Annotated in this window: 21 protein-coding genes; 10 read left to right on the forward strand and 11 right to left on the reverse strand. The window is 65.8% G+C overall.

Annotation, left to right across the window (positions count from 1 at the left end):
- Positions 1–117: 117 nt before the first annotated feature.
- From AC07O0_RS06290 to AC07O0_RS06300, 3 genes are all read right to left on the reverse strand, one after another.
- Positions 118–1662 (reverse strand): SpoVR family protein, encoded by a 1545-nt coding sequence (locus AC07O0_RS06290; RefSeq protein WP_494621072.1) that lies wholly within the window; start codon positions 1660–1662, stop codon positions 118–120.
- 11 nt (positions 1663–1673) lie between these two features.
- Positions 1674–2978: a YeaH/YhbH family protein gene (locus tag AC07O0_RS06295; RefSeq protein ID WP_494621074.1), complete on the reverse strand. Its 1305-nt coding sequence runs from the start codon at positions 2976–2978 to the stop codon at positions 1674–1676.
- Between the two features lie 138 nt (positions 2979–3116).
- Positions 3117–5066, reverse strand: a complete 1950-nt coding sequence (locus AC07O0_RS06300; protein ID WP_494621076.1) for a PrkA family serine protein kinase — start codon at positions 5064–5066, stop codon at positions 3117–3119.
- Positions 5067–5475: 409 nt separating this feature from the next.
- On the opposite strand from AC07O0_RS06300, the gene AC07O0_RS06305 reads away from it, so the two are divergent.
- From AC07O0_RS06305 to AC07O0_RS06345, 9 genes are read left to right on the forward strand one after another with little or no spacing between them, the layout of a single operon-like run.
- Positions 5476–6264: an enoyl-CoA hydratase/isomerase family protein gene (locus tag AC07O0_RS06305; protein WP_494621078.1), complete on the forward strand. Its 789-nt coding sequence runs from the start codon at positions 5476–5478 to the stop codon at positions 6262–6264.
- Between the two features lies 1 nt (position 6265).
- Positions 6266–7081 carry an ABC transporter ATP-binding protein gene (locus tag AC07O0_RS06310; protein ID WP_494621080.1) on the forward strand — a complete coding sequence of 272 codons (816 nt, stop codon included), beginning with the start codon at positions 6266–6268 and terminating at the stop codon, positions 7079–7081.
- Positions 7081–7959: a branched-chain amino acid ABC transporter permease gene (locus AC07O0_RS06315; RefSeq protein ID WP_494621082.1), complete on the forward strand. Its 879-nt coding sequence runs from the start codon at positions 7081–7083 to the stop codon at positions 7957–7959. Before AC07O0_RS06310 ends, AC07O0_RS06315 begins: the two co-directional genes overlap by 1 nt.
- 4 nt (positions 7960–7963) lie before the next feature.
- Entirely contained in the window at positions 7964–9004 is a 1041-nt protein-coding gene (locus AC07O0_RS06320) for a branched-chain amino acid ABC transporter permease (protein ID WP_494621084.1), read from the forward strand.
- A 54-nt stretch (positions 9005–9058) separates the two neighbouring features.
- Positions 9059–10240: an ABC transporter substrate-binding protein gene (locus tag AC07O0_RS06325; protein ID WP_494621086.1), complete on the forward strand. Its 1182-nt coding sequence runs from the start codon at positions 9059–9061 to the stop codon at positions 10238–10240.
- Positions 10241–10270: 30 nt separating this feature from the next.
- Positions 10271–11080: an ABC transporter ATP-binding protein gene (locus AC07O0_RS06330; RefSeq protein WP_494621088.1), complete on the forward strand. Its 810-nt coding sequence runs from the start codon at positions 10271–10273 to the stop codon at positions 11078–11080.
- Between the two features lie 11 nt (positions 11081–11091).
- Positions 11092–12915: an AMP-dependent synthetase/ligase gene (locus tag AC07O0_RS06335; RefSeq protein ID WP_494621090.1), complete on the forward strand. Its 1824-nt coding sequence runs from the start codon at positions 11092–11094 to the stop codon at positions 12913–12915.
- An 11-nt stretch (positions 12916–12926) separates the two neighbouring features.
- Complete coding sequence (bktB, locus tag AC07O0_RS06340) at positions 12927–14108, forward strand: beta-ketothiolase BktB (protein ID WP_494621092.1); 1182 nt, start codon at positions 12927–12929, stop codon at positions 14106–14108.
- 7 nt (positions 14109–14115) lie between these two features.
- Complete coding sequence (locus AC07O0_RS06345; protein WP_494621094.1) at positions 14116–14784, forward strand: TetR/AcrR family transcriptional regulator; 669 nt, start codon at positions 14116–14118, stop codon at positions 14782–14784.
- Between the two features lie 64 nt (positions 14785–14848).
- Here the strand turns inward: AC07O0_RS06345 and AC07O0_RS06350 are convergent, their stop codons facing one another.
- The 7 genes from AC07O0_RS06350 to psrA all read right to left on the reverse strand — a co-directional run bounded on the left by AC07O0_RS06350 (position 14849) and on the right by psrA (position 22140).
- Positions 14849–15589: a metallophosphoesterase family protein gene (locus AC07O0_RS06350; RefSeq protein ID WP_494621096.1), complete on the reverse strand. Its 741-nt coding sequence runs from the start codon at positions 15587–15589 to the stop codon at positions 14849–14851.
- A 118-nt stretch (positions 15590–15707) separates the two neighbouring features.
- Positions 15708–17159: a phosphonoacetaldehyde dehydrogenase gene (phnY, locus tag AC07O0_RS06355; RefSeq protein WP_494621098.1), complete on the reverse strand. Its 1452-nt coding sequence runs from the start codon at positions 17157–17159 to the stop codon at positions 15708–15710.
- 2 nt (positions 17160–17161) lie between these two features.
- Complete coding sequence (phnA, locus tag AC07O0_RS06360; RefSeq protein ID WP_494621100.1) at positions 17162–18415, reverse strand: phosphonoacetate hydrolase; 1254 nt, start codon at positions 18413–18415, stop codon at positions 17162–17164.
- Between the two features lie 25 nt (positions 18416–18440).
- The gene (phnE, locus tag AC07O0_RS06365; protein ID WP_494621102.1) at positions 18441–19244 is read right to left on the reverse strand and encodes a phosphonate ABC transporter, permease protein PhnE; all 804 of its coding nucleotides are present in this window, start codon (positions 19242–19244) and stop codon (positions 18441–18443) included.
- Positions 19245–19258: 14 nt separating this feature from the next.
- Complete coding sequence (gene phnC / locus AC07O0_RS06370) at positions 19259–20068, reverse strand: phosphonate ABC transporter ATP-binding protein (protein WP_494621104.1); 810 nt, start codon at positions 20066–20068, stop codon at positions 19259–19261.
- 30 nt (positions 20069–20098) lie between these two features.
- Positions 20099–20974, reverse strand: coding sequence for a phosphonate ABC transporter substrate-binding protein (phnD, locus tag AC07O0_RS06375; RefSeq protein ID WP_494621106.1), 876 nt, complete (start codon positions 20972–20974; stop codon positions 20099–20101).
- Between the two features lie 77 nt (positions 20975–21051).
- Positions 21052–22140, reverse strand: coding sequence for an iron-containing alcohol dehydrogenase PsrA (psrA, locus tag AC07O0_RS06380; RefSeq protein ID WP_494621108.1), 1089 nt, complete (start codon positions 22138–22140; stop codon positions 21052–21054).
- A 108-nt stretch (positions 22141–22248) separates the two neighbouring features.
- On the opposite strand from psrA, the gene AC07O0_RS06385 reads away from it, so the two are divergent.
- The gene (locus AC07O0_RS06385) at positions 22249–23142 is read left to right on the forward strand and encodes a LysR substrate-binding domain-containing protein (protein ID WP_494621110.1); all 894 of its coding nucleotides are present in this window, start codon (positions 22249–22251) and stop codon (positions 23140–23142) included.
- 67 nt (positions 23143–23209) lie between these two features.
- Here AC07O0_RS06385 and AC07O0_RS06390 read toward each other — a convergent pair whose 3' ends face one another.
- Positions 23210–23851: an alpha/beta hydrolase family protein gene (locus AC07O0_RS06390; protein ID WP_494621112.1), complete on the reverse strand. Its 642-nt coding sequence runs from the start codon at positions 23849–23851 to the stop codon at positions 23210–23212.
- Positions 23852–24085 lie beyond the last annotated feature (234 nt).

Consider the following 24085-nt stretch of genomic DNA (forward strand, 5'->3'; position numbering starts at 1 on the left):
ACGCGCAATCTTGAAAAAACGCGAGAACGACGACTGCGGCGATGATCTTTGCCTGCAAGGTGGCATTGGCATAGATCATCGCGGCATAGCCGCTTGACTGAGGTCAATGGGGAATGGTCAGTCAGTAAGCTCTCGGCTGGATCGTTCGTAAACCGCAGCCCCCGTCTGCGCGTCGATGCCTTCGAGACTGACCTCATAGCCCCAGAGCCTCTGGACATGGCGCAGCGTCGTATCGCAGCTGCCGCTTTCCAGCATGATGCCGTCGCGGACCTTGTGCTGCAGGCGCAGGTGCCGCTGGCCGAGCAGGTCGACATCCACGACCTGGATGTCCGAATGGCTGGCGCCGATGTCGTATCTCTGGGCCAGGGCGGCGCGGATCTGCGCGTAACCGCGCTCGTTGTGGATCGAGGCGACGCTATAAAACGACTCGTTCGCCACGTCGGAGAGCGTGAACAGCCGCCATTTGCGGATCAAGGCCGGGCTGAGGAACTGGCGGATGAAGGATTCATCGCGGTGGTTGGCCCAGGCGTCGAGCAGGATCGCCCGCCAATCGCCTGTTCCGGCGATCTCGGGGAACCAGTCGCGATCCTCGGCAGTCGGTTCGGTCGCGATGCGCTGGATGTCCTGCATCATGTCGAGGCCGAGCGCATAGGGGTTGATGCCGGAGAAGCGGGGATCGTCGAAGCCCGGCTGGAAGATGACGTTCGAGTGGTTGCGCAGGATTTCCAGCATGGCGCCTTCGCTGATCCGGCCGCGGTCGAACAGTGCGTTCATCACCGTGTAATGCACGAAGGTAGCGCAGCCCTCGTTCATCACCTGCGTCTGCCGCTGGGGGTAGAAATACTGCGCGATCACCCGGACGATTCTGAGGATCTCGCGCTGCCAGGGCTCGAGGATCAGGCTGTTCTTTTCGAGGAAATAAAGCAGGTTCTCCTCGGGAAGATTGAGCGCCTTCTTCCATTCGGCGATCGCTTCCACCGGCACCTTACCACCGTCCGCCGGGCGCGGGACGGTGCGCCAGAGATCGTTGTAGGAGCGCTCTTCGTATTCCAGCCGCTCGCGCAGGCCCTCGCGCTGCTTGTCGGAGGAGAGCCTGGGCGGGCGGCGATAGCGGAACACGCCCTGGTCCATCAGGGCGTGCGCGGCGTCGAGAATCGCCTCTACCGCGGAAACGCCGTGCCTTTCCTCGCAGCGGTTGATGTAGCCCTTGGCGAAATCGAGATAGCCCAGGATGGCGTCGGCATCGGTCCATTGCCGGAACAGGTAGTTGTTCTTGAAGAAATGGTTGTGCCCGAGCGCCGCATGCGCCGTCACCAGGGCCTGCAGGGCCATGGTGTTCTCTTCCATCAGATAGACGATGCAAGGGTCTGAATTGATGACGATCTCGTAGGCGAGGCCGCGGCCGCCCTTCCGGTAGAGCAATTCGTGATGGAGGAAGTGCTTGCCGAATGACCAGTGCCGATACATCAGCGGCATGCCGATCGAGGAATAGGCGTCGAGCATCTGCTCGGAGGAAATGATCTCCATCTGCACCGGATAGATGTCGAGGTGCAGCTCCTCCTTCGCCACCGCCTCGATGACGTCGTAGGCATGCGACAAGGTCCCGAAATTCCAGTCGGAGCCGGAGAACAGCAGTTGGGCTCGGGACGCATGCTTGTGCATCGGGGCTCCCCTCAATTGCGCGGCCGAGCCGGCTGCCGGGTGAAGAGCTGGCGGAAGACCGGATAGATGTCGGAGGCCTTGGCGATGCGGCTCATGTCGAAATTGGGCCAGCGCTCCTTGACCGTGAGATAGGCGCGCCAGAGCGAGGTGCCGTTGTCGGTGGAGCCGAAGATCTCGCTCTCGCGTTCGTCGATGATCTCGACATAGGCGAAATATTGGCACAGGCCCATGATCCCATCGTCCAGCATGTGCAGGCAGCGCTCGGAATCCGTGGCGAGATTGTCGCCGTCCGAGGCCTGGGCGGCGTAGATGTTCCACTCCCGGCTGGGATAGCGCTTCGCGATGATGCCCTGCATCTCCTCCAGCGCGGTGGAGACGACGGTGCCACCGCTCTGCGGGCTGTAGAAAAAGGTCTCCTCGTCGACCTCCTGCGCCGTGTGGGTGTGGCGGATGAAGACGATGTCGGTGCGGTCGTAGCGCCGCTTCAGGAACAGGTGCAGCAGCACGAAGAAGCGCTTGGCCAGATCCTTCTCGCGCTCGCCCATCGAGCCGGAGACGTCCATCAGGCAGAACATCACCGCGTTCGCATTGGGCTGAGGCTGCGCGTCGAAGCGATTGAAGCGGATGTCGACGGGATCGACGAAGGAGATCACCCGGCGCCGGCGCTCCAGCCGGTCGAGCTCGGCGCGCAAAGCCGCGGTGTCGGCGCCGGCCGCGCCCGGCCCATCGGCCTCGATCCTGGCCAACTCGGCGAGGATGGCCTCGACCTCCGCGCGCTTGGGGCGCTGGAGGGCGATGCGGCGGCCATGGCTGTTGCGCATGGTGCGGGCGATACTGATGTTGGTCGGCGACCCGCTCGTCGAGAAGCCGGCCCGCCGCGGCTTGAAGGCGAGGATTTCCTTGAGGTTGAGCTTGACCATGTCGGGAAGCTCCAGATCCTCGAAGAACAGGTCGAGCACTTCCTCGCGCGAAAGCACGAAGCGGAAATCGTCCTCGGAATCCTGCAGGCCGGGCGACGATCCTGCTCCGCCGCCCTGGCCGGGCTTCGGCATCTTGTCCCCGGGCGAGAACTGCTTGTTGCCGGGCAGGACATGCTGGCGCCGGCCGCTGTCCCCGGCGGCGCGGAAGCTAGGCTCGCGCGTGCCCTTCGCCGGGATCGAGACGGCATGCTCGCCATCCGCATCGGCGATCTTGCCGGAGCGGATCTGCTCCTGGACGCTGCGCTTCAGCTCCGCCCGGACCCGGTGCAGGAAGCGCTGGCGATTGCCCAGGCTCTTGTCCTTCGGGTTCAGGCGGCGGTCGATGAAGATCGGCATGGCAGGCTCCCGCCGGCATCTTTAACTTTGCATCGGCTTGATCCGAAAACCGCACCCCACTTTCCGGGCCGATGCTCTAAACTCAAAGTAAGAGACGGATTCACCGATCAGGTCGATCCAACCTGATCGGATCCGGCTTTAGCCCGCCTTGTTGACGCGCATGTACCAGTCGACCAGGCGCCGGACCTGGCGCTCGGTATAGCCACGCTCGACCATGCGCTGCACGAAGCCGTGATGGCGCTTCTCGGTCACGCTGTCCTGCTTCGAGCCGAAGCTGATCACCGGCAGCAGGTCCTCGACCTGGCCGAACATCCGCTTCTCGATCACCTCGCGCAGCTTCTCATAGCTGGTCCAGGATGGGTTGCGGCCGTTGTTCCTGGCCCGCGCGCGCAAGGTGAATTTCACGACCTCGTTGCGGAAGTCCTTGGGATTGGCGATGCCGGCCGGCTTCTCGATCTGCGATAATTCGTTGTCCAGGACCTGCCGGTTGAGGATCTGGCCGGTATCGGGGTCCTTGTAGTCCTGATCCTCGACCCAGGCGTCGGCATAGGCGATGTAGCGGTCGAACAGGTTCTGGCCGTATTCGCCGTAGGACTCCAGATAAGCCTTCTGGATCTCGTGCCCGATGAACTCGGCATAGCGCGTCGCCAGCTCCGACTTGATGAAGTCGAGATAGGCCGCTTCCGTCTCCTTGGGGAACTGCTCGCGCTTGATCGCCCCCTCCAGGATGTACATCAGGTGTACGGGGTCGGCGGCGAGCTCCTCGGTGTCGTAGTTGAAGGTCTGCGAGAGGATCTTGAAGGCAAAGCGCGTGCTGACGCCGGTCATGCCCTCGTCGACGCCGGCGGCGTCGCGATACTCCTGGATGGCCTTGGCCTTGGGCTCCAGCTCCTTGAGGTTCTCGCCGTCATAGACGCGCATCTTGGTGTAGAGCGGCGAGTTCTCGAATTCGGCCAACCGGGTCGAGACCGAGAAGCGGCTGAGCAGGTCGAGCACCTCCGGCGCGCAGGGGCTGCCGGCCAGCTCGCTATCTCGCAGCAGCTTTTCGTAAATCTGCCGCTCCTCGGTGATGCGCAGGCAATAGGGCACCTTGATCACCAGGATGCGGTCGAGGAAGGCCTCGTTGTTCCGGTTGTTCTTGAACTGGAGCCATTCGGACTCGTTGGAGTGCGCCAGGACGATGCCCTGATAGGGGAAGGCGCCGAAGTTCTCGGTGCCGTTGTAGCTGCCCTCCTGGGTCGCGGTCAGCAGCGGATGCAGCACCTTGATCGGCGCCTTGAACATCTCGACGAATTCGAGCAGGCCCTGCGTCGTCCGGTTCAGCCCGCCGCTGTAGGAATAGGCGTCCGGGTCCGATTGGCTGAAGTTTTCGAGCTGGCGGATGTCGACTTTGCCGACCAGCGTCGAGACATCCTGATTGTTCTCGTCACCCGGTTCGGTCTTGGCGATGCCGACCTGGCGCAGGCGTGAAGGGGTCAGCTTGACGACGCTGAACTTGGAGATGTCGCCGGAGAGCTCGTCGAGCCGCTTTGCCGCCCAAGGCGAGATCAGGCCGGTCAGGCGGCGTCGTGCGATCCCGTACTTGTCCTCGAAGAGGTCGCCCATGCGGTCCGGCCGGAACAGGCCGAGCGGCGATTCGAAGACCGGGCTGATCCGGTCGCCGATCTTGAGCGTGTAGAACGGACGCTCCTCCATCAGCTTCTTGAGCCGCTCGGCCAGCGACGACTTGCCGCCGCCTACAGGGCCGAGCAAATAGAGGATCTGCTTGCGCTCCTCCAGGCCCTGCGATGCGTAGCGGAAATAGCCGGCGATCCGCTCGATCGTATCCTCCATGCCGAAGAAGTCGGCGAAGGATGGGTAGATCTTGATCGTCCGGTTGGAAAAGATGCGGCCGAGGCGCTCGTCCTGGCTGGTATCGAACAGTTTCGGTTTTCCGATCGCGTCGAGCATTCGCTCGGCGGCAGAGGCATACATCGACTTGTCTTCGCGGCAAGCCAGCAGGTACTCCTGTAGGCTCATCTCCTCCTGCGAATAACTACGGTAATCCTCAGAGAACAGGCGGAATATCTCGCTGGCCTTCTCGCTCATGGTAGCCATCCCGCGGCAGCCGGAGCCGTCGGCGACAGCCCCATCAATCAACCGACGACGGCCTCGCAAGTTCCTGCACAACGGCCGCCCTCGCCCGCGCATTATGCGACAACGGACGGGCTGTGGCGACCGGTAACCAAGCGCTACTCAGCCGGATGTAGCGGCATGCCGCTCTTTTTTTCGACAGACGAGCAGTTCGATCCTGATGACAGGCTTGCATTTCCTCGCGCCATGAGTGCGGATCCCGTCCGCGACAATTTGACCGCCCGTTCCGTTTTGACAATTCCAGTCGTGCGCAATTGCACATAGCGCATCTCGCCGGCTTTCGCCTTACTCATGAGTAAGGTCATTAATACCAAGTAGGCGAGCGACACCGCGGCGGAACGATCGTGGGCTCGAGGGGAACGTCATGGACCAGGCCGGGAGCCCGGTGCTGCTCACGATCGAGCAGACCGTCGCCATCGTCACGCTCAACCGTCCGCACGTGCTCAACGCGATCGACGCGCAGCTGGCCCGCGGCCTTGCGGATGCGGTCGCACAGGTCGAGCAGGACGGCACGGCACGCGTCCTGCTGCTGCGCGGGGTGGGGCGGGCCTTCTGCGCCGGTGGCGATGTCGCCAGCTTTGCGGGAGAAGACCCGGCAGCCGCGGTCGAGGCGATCATCGACCCGTTTCACACCGCACTGCGCGCGCTCGACGCGCTGAAGCTGCCGACGCTGGCTGCCGTGCAGGGCCCGGTCGCCGGAGCTGGCTTCAGCCTCGCCATGGCTTGCGATCTCTGCATCGCCGCCGACGATGCCGTCTTCACCATGGCCTATTCCCGCATCGGCGCTTCCCCGGACGGCTCGGCGACCTATCGGCTGCCGCGCTTGGTCGGCGAGCGCAAAGCGCTCGAACTCGCCTTGCTGGCCGAGCCCATCGGCGTGGCCGAAGCGCAGGCACTCGGCCTGGTCAACCGGGTAGTGCCGGCCGCTTCGCTGCAATCCGAAGCCGCGGCACTGGCGCGCCGCCTGGCGCAAGGACCGACCGCTGCCTATGCCCGGATCAAGCATCTCGTCGGGCGCTCGCTCGGCAACGACCTTCCCGCCCAGCTCGATCTCGAGCGCGAGGCTTTCCTCGCCGGCACGCGCACGGCAGACTTCCGGGAGGGCGCGCAGGCCTTCCTGGCCAAGCGACCGCCGCTATTCGAGGGGCGCTGAGATGGTGGCTTCCCCCATTCTGGAGGTCTCGGGCGTCTCGCTCGCCTTCGGCGGGGTGCGGGCGCTCAGCGACGTCTCGTTCAACGTGCCGGAAGGCGCGATCACTGCCGTGATCGGTCCGAACGGCGCCGGCAAGACCTCGCTGTTCAACACCATCTCGGGCTTCTACCGGCCGCAGGCCGGCAATATCCGCTTCGCCGGCGAGAGCCTGGAGGGCGTACGAGCCCCGCAGCGCGCCGCGCGCGGGCTTGCCCGCACCTTCCAGAACATCGCGCTGTTCCGCGGCATGACCGTGCTCGACAACATCAAGCTCGGCCGCCACGCCCATATGCGCACCGGCGTGCTCGATGCGCTGTTCTATTGGGGCCGGGCCCAGAAGGAGGAGCTGGAACTCCGGGCCGAGATCGAGGAGCGCATCATCGACTTCCTCGAGATCCAGCACATTCGCAATGCCTCGGTCGGCACGCTCTCCTACGGTTTGCAGAAGCGCGTCGAGTTGGCGCGTGCGCTCGCCATGCGCCCGCGCATCCTGATGCTGGATGAGCCGGTCGCGGGCATGAACCGCGAGGAGACCGAGGACATGGCCCGCTTCATCCTCGACGTGAAGGAGGAATGGGGCGTCACCATCCTGATGGTCGAGCACGACATGGGCATGGTGATGGACATCTCCGACCATGTCGTGGTGCTGAATTTCGGCCAGGTCATCGCCAGCGGCACGCCGCGCGAGGTCCAGGGCAACGAGGCGGTGATCGCCGCCTATCTCGGCTCGGGCGATGTCGGGGCGATCGCGCGCCGGATCAAGGCGGAGGCGGCGTGATGGACGCGCTCTTCCTCTTCGAAGTCACCCTCGCCGGGCTCGGCGCCGGCGCGCTCTATGCATTGACCGGCGTCGCCTTCGTGCTGATCTACAAGGCCACGCGCGTTGTGAACCTCGCCATCGGCGAGATCCTGATGCTCGGCGGCTATGCCTTCCTCGGCTTCGCGGCCGGGCTCGGCCTCTCGCCCTGGCTGGCGCTGCCGCTCGCCATCGCGGCCGGCGGCGCGCTCGGCTGGCTGGTCGAGCGCGCCCTGATCCGGCCGATGCTGGGCGAGAGCCCGATCTCGGTGTTCATGGTGACGATCGGCCTCGGCTCGATCCTGGCCGGCGTGGTTCAGCTCGGCTGGGGCGCCGACCCGCTGCGCTTGCCCGAATTCATGCCCTCGGCACCGGTCTTCCTCGGCGATGCCTATCTTGCACCCAAGGTCGCGATCGGCTTCGTCGCCGCGGCCGTGGTGATCGGGCTCTTCCTCGCCTTGTTCCGCTTCTCGCGCGGCGGCGTCGCTCTGAAGGCGACGGCGGCCGACCAGGGCGCGGCCTATTCGGTCGGCATCGACGTTCCCCGCGTCTTCTCGATAGCCTGGATCCTCGCCTGCGCCACCGCAGCCGGCGCCGGCGTGCTGGTCGGGGCGATCGGCGGGATCTCGCCGACCATGGGCGTGTTCGGCCTCTCCGTCCTTGTCGTCGTCATCATCGGCGGACTCGACTCGATCGCCGGCGCGCTGGTCGGCGGCCTCCTGATCGGGCTGGTCGAGGCGCTCGCCGGCGCCTTCCTCGGCGGCGAATTCAAGCTCGTCGTCACCTTCGCGCTGCTGCTCGTGCTGCTGATGGTCCGTCCCTACGGGCTGTTCGGCACCCACGAGATCGAGAGGCTCTAGCGCCATGCGGATCGGCACGCTCAAGACCAGCTATGCCGCCGACGAGGCGCTGTTCGACACATCCGTGCAGCGCACCCTGCTGGTGCTGCTCGCGCTCGCTGCGATCGCCTTTCCGTTCGTCGCCAGCCCGTACTGGCTCTTTCTCGCCTGCCTCTGCGCGATCAATGTCGCCAGCGCGACCGGGCTCAACCTGCTCACCGGCTATACCGGCCTCGTCAGCCTCGGCCAGGCCGCCTTCATGAGCGTCGGCGCCTATACTGTCGCGGTGCTGGAAATCCGGCTCGGCACGCCCTTCCTGCTAAATTTGCTGATCGGCGCAAGTTTCGCCGCGGCGATCGGCGTCATCGTCGGCATTCCCAGCCTCAAGGTGAAGGGGCTCTATCTCGCCATCGCGACGATCGCGGCCTCGGTCATCCTGCATTTCCTGTTCTCGCACTGGTCGCTGACCGGCGAGTCGCGGGGCCTGTCGATGCCGCCCGCGCGCCTGTTCGGCCTCAACCTCGACCAGCCCTTCCTGCTCTACTGGCTGATCATGCCGGTGACCTGCCTGATGGTGCTGGGCGCTGCCAACCTCCTGCGCACCCGGATCGGGCGCGCCTTCATCGCCATCCGCGACCGCGACATCTCGGCCGAGGTGCTTGGCATCCCGCTGCTGCGCTACAAGCTGACGAGCTTTGCGATCTCGTCCTTCTATGCCGGCCTCGCCGGCGGGCTCTGGGCCTATTTCTTCCGCGTCGTCACGCCGGAGAGCTTTCCGCTGGTCAATTCGATCTTCTATCTCGCGGCGATCATCGTCGGCGGCATGGGCACGATCCTCGGCGGCATCCTCGGCGCGGTCTTCATGACGCTGGTGCCGGAACTGCTGAAGTTCGTCGCGAACTGGGCAACGCCGTTCTATCCGGACGCGCTCGCCGCGCTGGCGCCAGTGCGCACCATCGTCTTCGGCGGGCTGATCGTCGGTTTCCTGATCTTCGAGCCGCGCGGCCTCGCCGAGATCTGGCGGCGCCTGCGGCGCTTCTTCCATCTCTGGCCGTTCAGGACCTGAGAACTTCGCTGAAACGGCTGCCGGCAAGAGCAGCCAAACCTTGGGGAGGATGACATGACCAAGCTCATCGACAGGCGCCAGCTTCTCGCCGGCACCGCAGTGCTCGCCAGCGGATTGGCGCTCGGCGTCAGGCCGCTCGCAGCACAGGAGGGCGGCGACATCGTGCTCGGCGGCTCGATCCCGCTGACCGGCGTCTTCGCCTTCGCCGGCGTCGGCATCCATGCCGGCATCCAAGACTATCTCAAGATCCTGAATGATGGCGGCGGCATCAAGGGCCGCAAGATCAAGTACGTCGCCGAGGACACCGCCTACAAGGTCGACGCCTCGGTCGCCGCCTTCAACAAGATCACCGGCCAGGACAAGGTCTCGCTCTACTATGGCGACTCCACCGGCTTCTCGAAGACGATCAATCCCGAGCTCGAGCGCCGCGGCAGCATGATGATGGCCGGCGCCTCCTTCGCGACCGAGCTCAACGATCCCAAGAAGTTCCCGCTGCAGTTCATGGCGGGACCCGACTACACCGAGATGTTCGGCATCCTCTTGCGCTACATCGCCAAGGAGAAGCCGGGCGCCCGCGTCGCCTTCGTCTATTCCGACAGCGAGTTCGGGCGCGATCCGATCGGGCCGAGCGAGACCGTCGCCAAAGAGCTGAAGCTCAGCGTGGTCGAGAAAATCGTGACGCCGCCCGGCAGCGTCGACGTCTCGACCGAGGTGCTGAAGCTGCGCCGCGCCAACCCGGACTTCACGATCTTCCACGGCTATGTGCTGGCGCCGATCCCGGAATTCGTCACCCAGGCGAAGCAGATGGGCATGAAGAGCCAGTTCATGGGCACGTTCTGGACCATGGACAACTCGACGGTGCAGCGCATGGGCGATGCCGCAGAGGGCTTCATGGGCGTGATGCCCTACCGCTATTACTACGACAAGGAAGGCACCGCGCCGATGCTGGAGAAAATCCGGCAGATGCGGCCTGAATACCAGTCGACCGGCTACCTGCAGGGCTTCGTCACCGCCATGCTGATGGCCGAGGCGGTGAAGCGCACGCTCGACGCCGGCAAGGAGCTCAACGGCGCCAATCTCAAGGCCGGGCTCAACAGCATCAAGGATTTCGACACCGGCGGCCTTTTCGGCGTGCCGATCTCGATCCCCGGCAATTCCGTGCCGGTCGGGCGCATCTACCGCTTCGACGCCAAGGCCAAGCAGATGCAGCCGGCTTCCGACTGGATCAAGCTGTAGTCACGGCTGCCGGATGAAGGGCTAGAGGTCATGGCCGGTTCCGCGGTGCTCGACGTCAACAATGTCGAGGTGGTCTATAACCGAACCGTGCAGGTGCTGCGCGGGCTGTCGCTGCAAGTGCCGCAGGGCGAGATCGTCGCCCTACTCGGCTCGAACGGCGCCGGCAAGTCGACGCTGCTGAAAGCGGTGTCGAACCTGCTCTCGCTTGAGGATGGCGACGTCACCGCCGGCGCCATCCGCTTCCGCGGCGACGACATCGCCAGCCTGACTCCGCACGGTCTCGTTCGGCGCGGCCTCTTCCATGTGATGGAGGGGCGGCGGATCTTCGAGGACCTCTCCGTCGAGGAGAACCTCACCGCCGCGACCTTCGCGCTGACCGGGCGCAAGCTGCCCGCAGCCGATTTCGACCTAGTCTACAGCTACTTTCCGCGGCTGCACGAACGTCGCAAGGGCCTCGCCGGCTACCTCTCCGGCGGCGAGCAGCAGATGCTGGCGATCGGGCGCGCCCTGATCGCAAGGCCTTCGCTGATCCTGCTCGACGAGCCCTCGCTCGGCCTCGCGCCCAAGCTGGTCGAGGAGATCTTCGCGATCATCGCCCGCATCAATGCCGAGCAGAAGGTCTCGATGCTGCTGGTCGAGCAGAACGCCGCGGTCGCCTTCGCCGTGGCGAATTACGGCTACATCCTCGAAATGGGCAAGGTCGTGATCGATGGGCCGGTCGAGAAGCTGATGCGCGATCAGGACGTGCGCGAATTCTATCTCGGCCTCGGCGGCGCGGGGGCCGAGCGCAGCTATCGCGACATCAAGCACTACAAGCGCCGCAAGCGCTGGCTCTCGTGAGGACGGCGGCGATGCGCGAGCTTCCGAACCTCACTCTGCCGCAAATGCTGCGCGAGAACGCCCGGACGATGCCGGAGCGTGTCGCGATCAGGCAGAAGGATTTCGGCATCTGGCTGCCGATCAGCTGGGCGCAGTACGACCAGCGCTCCCGCCATTTCGGCCTCGGACTGCGGGCACTCGGCCTCGCCGAGGGCGGTCATGTCGGCATCCTCTCCGAGAACCGCGCCGAATGGGTTGTCGCCCAGCTCGGCGCCGGCATGGTCAATGCTGTCGCGATCGGCGTCTATGCGACCAGCCCGGCCAACGAGGTCGCCTATGTGCTGGGGCATTCCGAGGTCGAGATCGTGGTCTGCGAGGACCAGGAGCAGACCGACAAGGTGCTGGAGCGGCTGGAGGAACTGCCACGGCTGAAGCGGATCGTGGTGATCGATCCCAAGGGGCTGCGGGGTTACGCCTCGGAACTGGTCGTCGCCTTCGCCGAGGTGCTGCGGCTCGGCGCCGAGCACGAGGCGAAGCTTCCCGGGCTGGTCGAATCTTGCCTCGCCGCGCAGACGCCGGCCGATATCGGCCTGATGGTCTATACCTCCGGCTCGACCGGCAAGCCCAAGGGCGCGATGCTGAGCTATCGCAACATGCGCGCCCAGGCGGCCGGCGTCGTCGAGCGGCTCGGCTACGATGCCACGACGACCAACCTGTCCTATCTGCCGCTCTGCCATGTCGCCGAGCAGATGCTGAGCACGATGGCGCCGATCTATTCAGGCTCCTGCGTCTCCTTCGGCGAGTCGATCCGCACCGTGCAGGAGGACCTGCGCGAGATCGCGCCGACTCTTTTCCTCGGCGTCCCCCGCATCTGGGAGAAGCTGCACGCCGCGATCCACATCAAGCTGATAGAGGCCGGCGGCTGGCGCCGGGCCCTGTTCGAGGCCGGCCTTGCCGCCTGCGAGCCCTTCGCGACCAAGCCGAAGGCGGTACGCAGCCTGCGCGAGAAGGCGATCGCGGGCTTCTACCACCTCGTCATCTTCCGGGCGCTGCAGAACTTCATCGGCCTGCGCAAGGCCAAGGTCGCGCTGACCGGCGCGGCACCGATCCCGCCGCGCATCGTGCAGTTCTTCCGCACCCTCGGCGTGCCGCTGGTCGAGGTCTACGGCCTGACCGAGACCTCGGGCATGTCAGTCGGCCAGCGCCGCGAGCACCTGCTACCTGCTTCAGTCGGCGAGGCCGTCGCGGGCACCGAGCTCAAGCTCGGCGATCAGGGCGAGCTGCTGCTGCGCGGCGACATCGTTTTCGAAGGCTATTTCCGCAATCCCGAGGCGACGGCTGGCGTGCTGCGCGAGGGTTGGCTCCACACCGGCGACGTCGCCGTGATCGAGGCCGGACAGGTTCGGATCGTCGACCGGCTCAAGGACATCATGATCACCGCCGGCGGCAAGAATCTCAGCCCCTCGGAGATCGAGAACACGGTGAAGGGCAGCGCCTTCATCAAGGAGTGCATCGTCGTCGCCGACGGGCGCCGCTACCCTTCCGCCCTGATCCAGATCGATGCCGAGACCGTCGGCAAATGGGCCGAGGAGAACCGCATCGCCTTCACCCATTTCCGCAGCCTCGCGGAGCATGAGCGCGTGCGCGAGTTGGTCTCCGCCGAGATCGAGCGGGCGAACAGCCAGCTTGCGCCGGTGGCGCAGCTCAAGCGCTTCCACCTCCTCGTCAAGGAACTCGACCATGACGATGACGAGGTCACCGCGACGATGAAGGTGCGCCGCGCCAACATCGCAAAAAAATATGCCGCCGAGATCGAGGGCCTGTACAAGCCCGAGCGGCAGGCCGAACCAGCCTGAAGGAGAGTTCCATGAGCCGTCATGTCGTCATCACCGCGGGCGTGCGTACCGCGATCGGAACCTTCGGCGGGGCGCTGTCCGGCCATGCGCCGACCGCGCTCGGCGCAGCTTGCGTCGGCGAGGCGCTGCGCCGGGCCGAGCTGCCGGCTTCGGAGGTCGGCCATGTCGTGTTCGGCAACGTCATCCTGACCGAATCCAAGGACGCCTATCTCGCCCGCATCGCAGCCATCGACGCGGGCATTCCGGTCGAGGTTCCGGCAATGACGCTGAACCGGCTCTGCGGCTCCGGAGTGCAGGCGATCGTCTCCGCGGCGCAGGCGATCATGCTCGGCGACTGCGACACCGCCGTCGCCGGCGGCGCGGAGACGATGAGCCGGGCGCCGCATCTGCTCTCGACGGCCCGCTTCGGCCAGCGCATGGGCGACACGGTCGCCAGCGACCATCTCACCGGCATCCTGACCGACCCGTTCGGCAACGGCATCATGGGCATCACCGCCGAGAACGTCGCCGAGCGCTATGGCATCGACCGCGAGGCGCAGGACGAGTTCGCAGCCGAGAGCCAGCGCCGCGCCGCCGAGGCGATCAAGAACGGCCGCTTCCGCGAGCAGATCCTGCCGGTCGAAGTCCGCAAGGGTCGCGACACCATCAGCTTCGACACCGACGAGCATCCCAAGCCGGGCACCACGGCGGAGACGCTCAAGGGCTTGCGCCCGACCTTCAAGAAGGACGGCACGGTGACGCCCGGCAACGCCTCGGGCATCAATGACGGCGCTGCCGCCATGGTGCTGATGGAGGAAGGCCGCGCCGGCCGCGAGGGCAAGCCGGTGCTCGCCCGTATCGTCGGCTATGCCCATGCCGGCGTCGAGCCCGGCGTGATGGGCATCGGCCCTGTGCCGGCGGTGCAGGCGCTGCTCAAGCGCACCGGGCTTTCGCTCGGCGATTTCGACGTGATCGAGTCGAACGAGGCCTTCGCCGCGCAGGCTTGCGCCGTCGCCAAGGAACTCGGCTTCGATCCAGCCAAGGTCAATCCCAATGGCGGCGCGATCGCGCTCGGCCACCCGGTCGGCGCGACCGGCGCGATCATCACGCTGAAGGCGGCCTATGAGCTCGCGCGCACTGGTGGCCGCTACGGGCTGGTGACGATGTGCATCGGCGGCGGCCAGGGCATCGCACTCGCGATCGAGCGGGCCTGAGCCGGACATGGCGACAGCCCTCTGGAAGACGCCGGCGCAGCGCGAGCACGAGCGCGCCCTCAAGCGCGAGGCTGTGCTGCGCGTCGCGGCGCAGGCCTTCAGCGAGCAAGGGTTCCACCGGACCTCGCTCGACGATGTCGCGGAGCGGCTGAACGTCACCAAGCCGACGATCTACCACTATGTCCGCAGCAAGGACGAGATCCTGTTCGAATGCGTGCGGATCGGACTGGAGCGGCTCGATGCCGCCGCTGCCTCGGCGCAGGCGAGGCGCAGCGGCGGCAGCGGGCTCGAGCGGCTGATCGTGCTCTGGACCGAATACGCCCATATCGTCACCGAGGAGTTCGGGCGCTGCCTCATCCTCGTCGGCGAGGATCCCCTGCCGGCCGAGACGCGCAAGGAATTGCGCGCCCTCAAGGGCAAGATCGACAAGCGCTTCCGCGGCCTGATCGAAGCCGGTATCGCCGACGGCTCGATCCGCGCCTGCGATCCCAAGCTGCTCGCCTTCGCGGCGGCGGGCGCGCTGAGCTGGATCGCCCGCTGGCACGATCCCGCCGGACCGCTCTCGGTCGAGCACATCGCCCGCGAGACGATCGGCCTCTTCGTCAACGGCATCGGGGCGAGCGGTCTCGGGCCGGAGTGCCGTTCCGACTCCGGCGGCTCCGACGCTGCCGAATGAATGCCAGGCTACAGCCTGCTTTCGGCGGTGTGCCGTCGCCAGCAGGTGGCGCGCAGGGACCGTGCTATCGCGACGACAGCGACCGCCCGGTTCGCAAGGCATGGGCCCAATCAGTCCGGCCGTTGGCTTCTGCACGCCGGGCTGCACCGTTCCAGTCATAGGCGACGGCGTGATGCTCGATCTCGACCGCATCCGCCATCGCAACAACAGCGAAGCGGGCATGCGGCGCGCCGCTCTCCGAGACATGGATGCTCGGCTCGGTGGCGTGATAGGCCGGATTGCCGACGCTGCCGGGGTTGACCACGACGATGCCGTTGTCGAGCCGCAGCAGGCGCGCCTGATGGCTGTGCCCGCACAGGATCACACCAGAACCGGCGGCACCGATCAGCGCCTCGACCGTTTCCGGGCGAGCGGCCACCAGGCGCCCGTCCTCGATCTCGTCGAGGAGATAGGTGTCGTCGTCTTTCGGGCTGGCGTGAAAGCAGCGTGCCCCGCCGATCTCGAGCTCGAACGGCAGGCCGGCGAGCCAGCCCCGCGCCTCGGCATCGAGGTCTCGCCAGGCGAAGCTGTCGGAGGCGCCGAGGCCTTCCGGAGACGCCGCGCCAAGGGCCCGGTCATGATTGCCGCGGACATGGCTCATCGTGCTGGCGCGCAGGAGCCGCACGGTCTCAGCCGGCCAGAGCGGACCCGAGGCGCAGTCGCCGAGATTGACAATCCGATCGACAGAGAGCCCGGCGAGCCTGGCAAGCACGGCCTCGAGAGCCGGCAGGTTGCCGTGTACGTCGGCGATGACGCCTAACCGCATGTTGCAAATCCCGAATCTGCAGCCGGTCTTGCGCCGGCCAATCTTGTGATGGCGCGTCCCGGGTTTCGCGCCAAGACTCGGGACGTCGTGCTTTTCGGGGTCGCCCCGGCCGAGAGGGTCACGCCGCCCAGGGCAGGGACCAGGTCTTGACGTTGGTGAAGGACTTCATCGCCTCGACGACGCCCTCCTTGTAGCCGAGGCCGGAGTCCTTGATGCCGCCGAAGGGCGACATCTCGATGCGGTAGCCCGGAACCTCCCAGAGATTGACCGTGCCGACCTCAAGCTCGGCGACGAAGCGCTGGATGTAGTCGAAGCGGTTGGTGCAGATGCCGGACGACAGGCCATAGGCAGTCGAGTTCGAGATCGCGATCACCTCCGCGATGTCGTTGGGCACGCGGATGATCGGGATGACCGGGCCGAAGGTCTCCTCGTGCACGAGCTCGCAGGTGTGGGGGATCTTGTCGACTACGGTCGGGTGGAAGAGGGCGCCCTCGGCGCGCTTGCCGTAGAGCACTTCGGCGCCCTTCCTCACGGCATCGTCGACGCGGGTCTGGAAGAGTGCGGCCGAGCGGGCGTTGATGACGGTGCCGACATCGGTCGCCGGGTCCATCGGATCGCCGCATTTGAGCTTCTTGGCCTTCTCGACGACGAGCTTGGAGAAGGCGTCGGCGACGCTCTCAACCACCAGGATGCGCTTCACCGCCGTGCAGCGCTGGCCCGAGTTCTTGGTTGCGCCGGTGACCGCGAGCTCGGCCGCCTTGTCGAGATCGGCGTCCTCCATGACGATCAGCGGGTCGTTGCCGCCGAGCTCGAGCACGATGCGCTTGTAGCCGGCGGTCGCGGCGATGTGCTTGCCGACCCGGACCGAGCCGGTGAAGGTCACCAGGTCCGCATCGGGATCGGTGATCATCGCATCGCCCATGGTCGAGGGATTGCCGGTGACGACCGAGAGCATCTCCGGCGGCAGCCCGGCCTCGTAGAGCACGTCGGCGAGCGCCAGCGCCGTCAGCGGCGTCAGCTCGGTCGGCTTCAGCACCAGGCGGTTATTGGTCGCGATCGCTGGCGCCAGCTTGTGGCTGACCATGTTGAGCGGGTGGTTGAACGGGGTGATCGCCGAGATCACCCCGAGCAGCGGCTGGCGCGTGGTGAAGATCTTGCGGGCCTTGCCGTTCGGCGAGATGTCGCAGGAGAACATCTCGCCATCGTCCTTGATGGTGAGCTGGGCCGCGAAGGACCAGACGTCATAGGCGCGGCTGGCCTCGTAGAGCGAATCCTTCCAGCACAGGCCAGCCTCGGCGGTGATCAGCCGGGCGAACTCCTCCTTGCGGGCGAACAGGAGTTCGGCGGTCTTCTGCAGGATGCGCTGGCGCTCATAGCGCGAGAGCTTCGGCTTGAACGCCTTGGCCTTGGCGAAGGCCTCGCGAATATGCTCGGGTCGGGCGGCAGGGATCAGCCCGACCACGCTGTCGTCATAAGGGTTGCGGACCTCGACCATGTCCTCGGTCGAGACCAGCTTGCCGGCGATGCGCATCGCCTCGCGCCGCACCGGCGGCTTCACGGTCGCGTTCATCGTCAGTGCACCAGGTTGAGGGCGACGTCGAAGACGTCGAAATTGCGCAGAATGCGGCCTTCCGGGACGGTGATCGGCCGATTGGCGATCATCGGCACGCGCTGCTCGGTGATGCCGCCATGCGAGCGCAAGGGTTCGGTCAGGCCGGAGAGATCATGCCGGTCGGGCGACGTGCCGATCACCTTCTGCCGGGTCGAGATCGCGACCACGTCGCCGATCCGGTCGGCCGGCAGTTCGAAGCGTTCGCAGGCCTCGGCCGCGGTCACCGCCAAAGCGATGCCGTCGAGGCCGGAGATGCGGGCCGCGACTTCTTCCTGGCTGGCGCCCTCGGGCAGATAGACCGTGGCGAAGGAGCCGAGCGCGCCATGATGCACGACGTAAGGGTCGGTGATCGGCAGGATCACCCGCATGGTGCCGCGGCCGTACCACTCGTCCATCAGGCTCTGCAGATAGACGACATCAGGCTCGCCATTGGGCAGATGCTTGTCGTTCATGCCGTGATCGGCGGTGATCACCAGCGTGCAGCCGAGCGCATCGAGCTTGCCGACGTAAGTGTCGAACATGGCGTAGAAGCTGTCCGCCATCTGCGACCCCGGCGCCGCCTTGTGCTGCACATAGTCGGTGGTCGAGAGGTACATCAGATCCGGCTTGAAGCCCTCGAGCAGCTTGACGCCGGCGGCGAAGACGAACTCGGAAAGGTCGGCCGAATAGACCGACGGCACCGGCAGGCCGACGAAGCCGAGCACGTCGTCGATGCCATTCTCGCTCCGGTTCGCCTTGTCGGCCTTCTCCGAGGAGAAGGCGATCGCGGTGCCTGCCGAGAAGTCGAGGCCCTTGCCGAGCAAGGTGCGCAGCTTGTCCTTGGCGGTGACCATCGCGACCTTGAGGCCGGCCTTCTGGAACTCGGCGAGGATGGTCGGGGCGCGCAGGAAGCGGGCATCGTTCATCATCACCTCTTCCCTGGCCTCGCGGTCATAGAAGAAGTTGCCGGCGATGCCGTGGACCGCCGGCGGGCGCCCGGTGATGATCGAGAGGTTGTTCGGGTTGGTGAAGCTCGGGATCACCGAATAGGCGTGCGTGCTCGCCCCCGCCTTCATGATCCGATCGAGATTCGGCGTCAGCCCCCTGGCGCTGGCGGCTTCGATATAGGCCGGCTCCGAGCCGTCCATGCAGATCACCACCGTCGGGCGAACCGGGCGGGCATAGCTGCGGCCATTGGCGACGACGTCGGCGCCAAGCTTCGAATGCATGTTCATGTCAAACTCCTTGGGTCGGCGCCGATCAGCGGATCAGGGCGCGGACGCGGGACGAGACCAGATCGGCGATCAGGACCATGGCGAGGATCACGAGGATGCAGGTCGCGGTGTCCTGGTACTTGAAGAGCTTCATCGAGGAGACGAGTTCGAAGCCGATGCCGCCGGCCCCGACCATGCCGAGCACTGTCGACTGGCGGACATTGGTCTCGAGCCGGTAGAAGATCGTCCCGAGCCACGCCGGCAGGACCTGCGGCAGCACGCCGAAGAAGAAGGTCTTGAACGGGCCGACGCCGGCCGAGCGGAAGGCCTCCAGCGGCCCCTCGTCGATATCCTCCATCGCCTCGGCGAAGAATTTGCCGAGCATGCCGGCGCCATGGATGGCGAGCGCCAGCACGCCGGCGAAGGGGCCAAGCCCGATTGCGGCGACGAAGATCAGCGCCAGGATGATCTCGTTGATGCCGCGCATGCAGTTGAGCAATTGCCGCGTCGCATGGAAGACGACCGGGCTCGGGCTGAGGTTGCGCGCCGCGAAGAAGCAGACCGGCAGGGCGATGACGACGCTGAGCAAAGTGCCCCAGACCGCGACCTGCAGGCTCTCCAGCGCCGGCCGCCACAGCCGTTCGAGGAATTCCGGATTGGGCGGCACCATCCGGACGAGGAAGTCCCACATATAGGGGATGCCGTTCCAGAGGTTGTTGGCGTTGATCTGGGAGCCGACCGCCGCCCACCACAGGAAGACCAGTGCGGCGAGCGTGACGAAGCCGACGCCCCACCAGCCGAAGCGTCCCTGCGGCGGGCGGATGACGAGTTGCAGCGTTCCGAACGACATGTGCTTGCTCCCCGTCAGGCGGTTGCGGTGGCGATCATCGGCGCCAGCACGGGCTGGCTGGCCGGACGAGGCTTGAGGACGCGGCTGATGCCGGGGTCTTCGAGGCCCGGATAGATCTGGTGGACGATCTCGGAGGTGAGCTGGTCGGGCGTGTCGTCGAAGATCACCCGGCCGCCGCTCAGGCCGACGATGCGCTCGCCGAACTCGACGGCGTAGTCGACCTGGTGGAGGTTGCAGATCACCGCGATCCCTTCCTCCTTGCAGATCGCCTTGAGGTAGCCGAGCACGATGCGCGAGGTCTTGGGATCGAGGCTCGCCACCGGCTCGTCGCAGAGGATCACCGCCGGCTGCTGTGCCAGCGCCCGGGCGATGCCGACGCGCTGCTGCTCGCCGCCGGAGAGCTGGTCGCCGCGCGAATTCGCCTTCTGGGCGAGCTCGACCCGGGCCAGACAGTCCATCGCGATCGCGACATCCTCTTTCGGAAAGAGCTGCAGCATCGAGAGGAAGGACGACAGGCCGGCCATCCGGCCGACGAGCACGTTCTTCAGCACCGACAGGCGCTTCACCAAATTGTGGTGCTGGAAGATCATCGCCACCGGTCGCTTGCCGGCAGCGCCGCGCTTCAGGTCGAGCACCTTGCCGTCGATGACGGTCCGCCCGGCGTCGGGCTCAGCCAACCCGTTGATGCAGCGCAGCAGCGTCGACTTGCCGGCGCCGCTGGGGCCGAGCACGACGAGGAACTCGCCGGCTTTGACGCTGAGGTCGATGCCCTGCAGGACCGGGCGGCCCGCATAGGACTTCCTCAGCCCTTCGATCTTGATCATGCCGCTTCCTCCGCCGGTCGCGTTCCGCGACTACTTCATCTTGGTGAGATCGAGCTTCAGCACCTTCGCGGTCTCGCGAATGATGTCGTAGGCTTGGTCATTGGTCTCGACGAAGCGGTTGAGCTTGCCCTGGTCGGCCCAGGTGATGTCCCGGATGTTCAGGAAGGCCGACTTGATGTTCGTCTTCAGATCCTCGGGCAGGTTCTTGCGCCAACAGGTCGGCGATTCCGGGATCGGGTCCGACTCCCAGACGACATGGATGTCGGCGCGATCGACCAGTTTCTTCTGCACGGCCGCATCGAGGATGCGGTCGGCGATCGTCGCGGCATCGACGCGCTTGTTGGCGACGGCGAGCGCATTGGCATCGTGCGAGCCGGTGAAGAGGACGCGGCCGAAATCCTTCTCGGGATCGAAGCCAAGCTTCATCAGCCCGGCCTTCGGGAAGAGGTGGCCTGAGGTCGAGGACGGATCGACGAAGGCGAAGGTGCGACCCTTCAGGTCCTTCCATTCGCCGATGCCGCTATCCTTCCGCGCGATGATTTGGCTGCGATAATAGCTGCGGCTCGACTTGGCCGTCTCGGCGGTCGCGAAGGCCTCGATGGCTGCGACCGTGGTGCCGAGCACATAGGAGAACGGGCCGAGATAGGCGACGTCGACATGGTTCGAGCGCATCGCCTCGATCACGCCGTTATAGTCCGAGGCGACGAAGCCCTGGACGGGGATGCCGAGATTCTTCTGGAGCGCGGCGAGGAGCTGGGCGCTCGATTCCAGCATCGCCCGCGAATCCTCGGACGGGATCAGCCCGACGCGGACCAGTTTCGTCTGAGCCCGGACCAGGGCCGGCGCCGCCAGCAGTGCTCCAGCGGCCAGTGACCCTTTGAGTATCGTGCGACGCGTGTTGTTCATGTCATCCTCCCAAGATGATCGGGCGATCTTTTGATCTGCCGTGTGAACCGTTGCGGGCGTCGTTGCCCGTCTTGATTTCAGGCGGCCATGGCCGCCTGTCTGCCGATGAAGTTGCGGCCGCGCTCGCCTTCGAGCGCCTTGCCGACCAGACGGTTCCATTCGCCGGCCGAGACGCCATAGGCGGAAGGATCGGTCGCGACGCCGAGATCCCTGAGGAAGGTGCCGAGCCGCTCGGCGCCGGCTTCGAGGTCGGGGCCGAAGACCCGGCGCAGCGCCGCGTCGCATTGCGGCTGCGCACCCATCGCCCAGCGCATCACCATCGGCAGCGAGAAGGAGCAGGCGATGCCGTGGATCGTGCCGCTCTTCAGAGTGATGTCGTAGGAGATGTTGTGGGCGAGCGCCGTCCTGGTGTTGGAGAAGGCAAGGCCCGCCAGCAGGCTGGCGCGCATCTGCCGGGCCCTGAGCTCGACATCGTCGAGGCGCTCCAGCAGGCGCGGCAGCGTCTCGATGATCTCGCGGGCGGCCTCGACCGCGTAATTGGCCGAGACCGGATTGCCGTTGACGTTCCAGATGCTCTCCAGCGCGTGGGAGAGGGCATCGAGCCCGGTCGCCAGCGTAAGCCCGCGTGGCGCGCCGACCGTCAAGGCAGGGTCGAGCACCGCGGTCTCAGGATAGAGCCGGGGATGGGCGAGCGAATACTTGCTGCCATTGGCGGCGTCCCAGACCGTCGCCCAGGAGGTAACTTCGCTGCCGGTGCCGGCTGTGGTCGGCACGGCAATAATCGGGATGATCGCGGCCTCGTCGAGCGGCGTCTTCTCGGTCAGGTGGCGGCGCACCGTCTCGAAATCGCCGTCGCTGGCCGCCAGCACCTTTGCCGCATCGATCATCGAGCCGCCGCCGAGCGCGACGATGACCTCGGCCGGCTCGGCCGCGCCGAACTGGCGGCAGGACTCGGCGAGATCGGCGCAATCCGGATTGGTCTCGATGTTGGTGATCGACACGACCGGCGCACCCGCGACCGCCGTCAGCCGGGCGGAGAACTCGCGAAAGAGCGGCTGGTCATAGGTGACGAGGGCCCAGCGCCGCTTGCCGATCAGCCCGGCGACCTCGTCGAGCAGCCCGTTGCCGAACCGGATCTTCACGGGATTCCAGTAAGCCCAGTTCATGCGGTCCATCCCTCGCAATGCGCCTTGCCGGCTTCATTGCGAGGATGCTCACAGACCTCTGATCTCATAACAAATTGATTTTTTGATCCGAATGGATAGCAATTATCTATGCGTTACACTCAGCTCAGATCCTTCCACAATGTCGCGAATGCCGGCGGTTTCAACGCCGCGGCCGAGGCGTTCAACATCAGCCAGCCGACCCTGACGGCGCAGGTCGGCGCGCTGGAGGAGGAGTTCGGCGTCGAGCTCTTCGTCAAGCGGGGGAGGCGGCGCGAACTGAGCGATACAGGGCGCGAGTTGCTCGCCATCACCACGCGCCTCTTTGCCGAGGAGGCCGAGGCGCTCGCCTTCCTGACGGAGTCACGTGAGCTCAGGACCGGCCGGCTCTCGATCGGCGCGGTTGGGCCCTTCCACGTCACCGAGATGCTCGCCGCCTTCAACCAGGCCTATCCGGGCATCGAGCTGGCGGTGAAGATCGGCAACTCGACCGAGGTGCTCGACGATCTCGCCAGCTATCGCTGCGACGTCGCGGTCCTCGCCTATATCGACGAGGACGACCGGCTCCTGACTATCCCTTATCGCCGCCATCCGGTCGCGGTGTTCGTGCGGCGCGATCATCGCCTGGCGGGGCGCCGCAGCGTCCAGCTGCCGGAGCTGGAGGGCGAGCCGATGATCGTGCGCGAACAGGGGTCGACGACGCGGCGGGCCTTTGAGACAGCATTAGCCAGGACAGGAACCAAACCGCATCTCGTGATGGAGATCGGCAGTCGCGAGGCCGTCCGCGAAGCCGTGATCCGCGGTCTCGGCATCAGCTACGTCTCGGAGGCAGAGTTCGTGCCGGACAAGACCCTGAGCCTGATCCCGATCGAGGGGGCGGAGGTCTATACCTACGCGCATGTGGTCGTGCTGAAGCAGCGGCAGACCAGCCGCATCATCAACGCCTTCCTCGATGTCGTGCACCGCACGCGCGGTGCCTTCGATGCCGGCGCGTTCGAGGCGTGAACTGCGTTCCGATATCGCCGCAAGACCAGTGGCCAATGCTCGTTTCGCGGGTTTGCTCCGGGGGCGCCTAGCCAGCCGCGCGCACCACGCGCTCGGCCCATGCCGAGACTGTCTCGGCCATCGTCTTGAGATGGTCAGCGGTCGAAAAGCCGGAGATGTTCTTTCGTGGCTTCAGGTCGTGATCGCCGTCCTCAAGCCATAAGAGCTCGATCCGCGGAGACAGTGTGTAGGTCGACACTTCGTCCCGGGTGCCGAATTCGTCCCGCGTCCCCTGCGCAATGAGCGTTGGCGTCTTCAGATCGGCAAGGTGAGCCGTTCTGAGCTGCTCCGGCTTGCCGGGTGGATGAAAGGGGTAGCCGAGACATATGAGCCCATGGACCCGCCCCGCCTCGAAGAGCTCGTCGGCGACCATGCTCGCCACGCGGCCGCCCATCGACTTGCCACCGATGATGAGGGGGCCTTTGGCGCTGAGCGCGTCGATGGCGGCGAGGTATTGCGGATTCAGCTTTTCGGCGCGCGGCGGCGGCGCGCGATGCCCGTTCGTCCGCCTACCCGCCATATAGTCGAACTCGAACCGCGCGATGCGAAAGCCTGCGCTGGCCAGGGCCTTGGCGGTTGCGGTCATCGATGGCGAGTCCATCGGGGCGCCGGCTCCGTGAGCCAGCAGGATGGTCACTCTGGCTTCGTCGAGACCGTCGAAAAGAAACATCATGCCGTCCTGTGCCCGGGCCAAGCCCCTGCGTATCGCTTGAAATCTTACTGCACTCGTTCGCTGGCGCCAGCACGCCGCGACGGGACCGCAACGGCGATGCGCGGCGATCTACAGCCGAATCTCTCCGGCGTGCCGACAAGGCCCAATCCTGGGTTGTGATCGTCAGGCCATCTCGGATGCACGACGCGTTCGTTCTAGCGCCGCGCCACAAGGTCGGAAAATTCTTCGCGA

The sequence above is a fragment of the Allobosea sp. GW821-FHT10B12 genome (genome assembly GCF_059415545.1).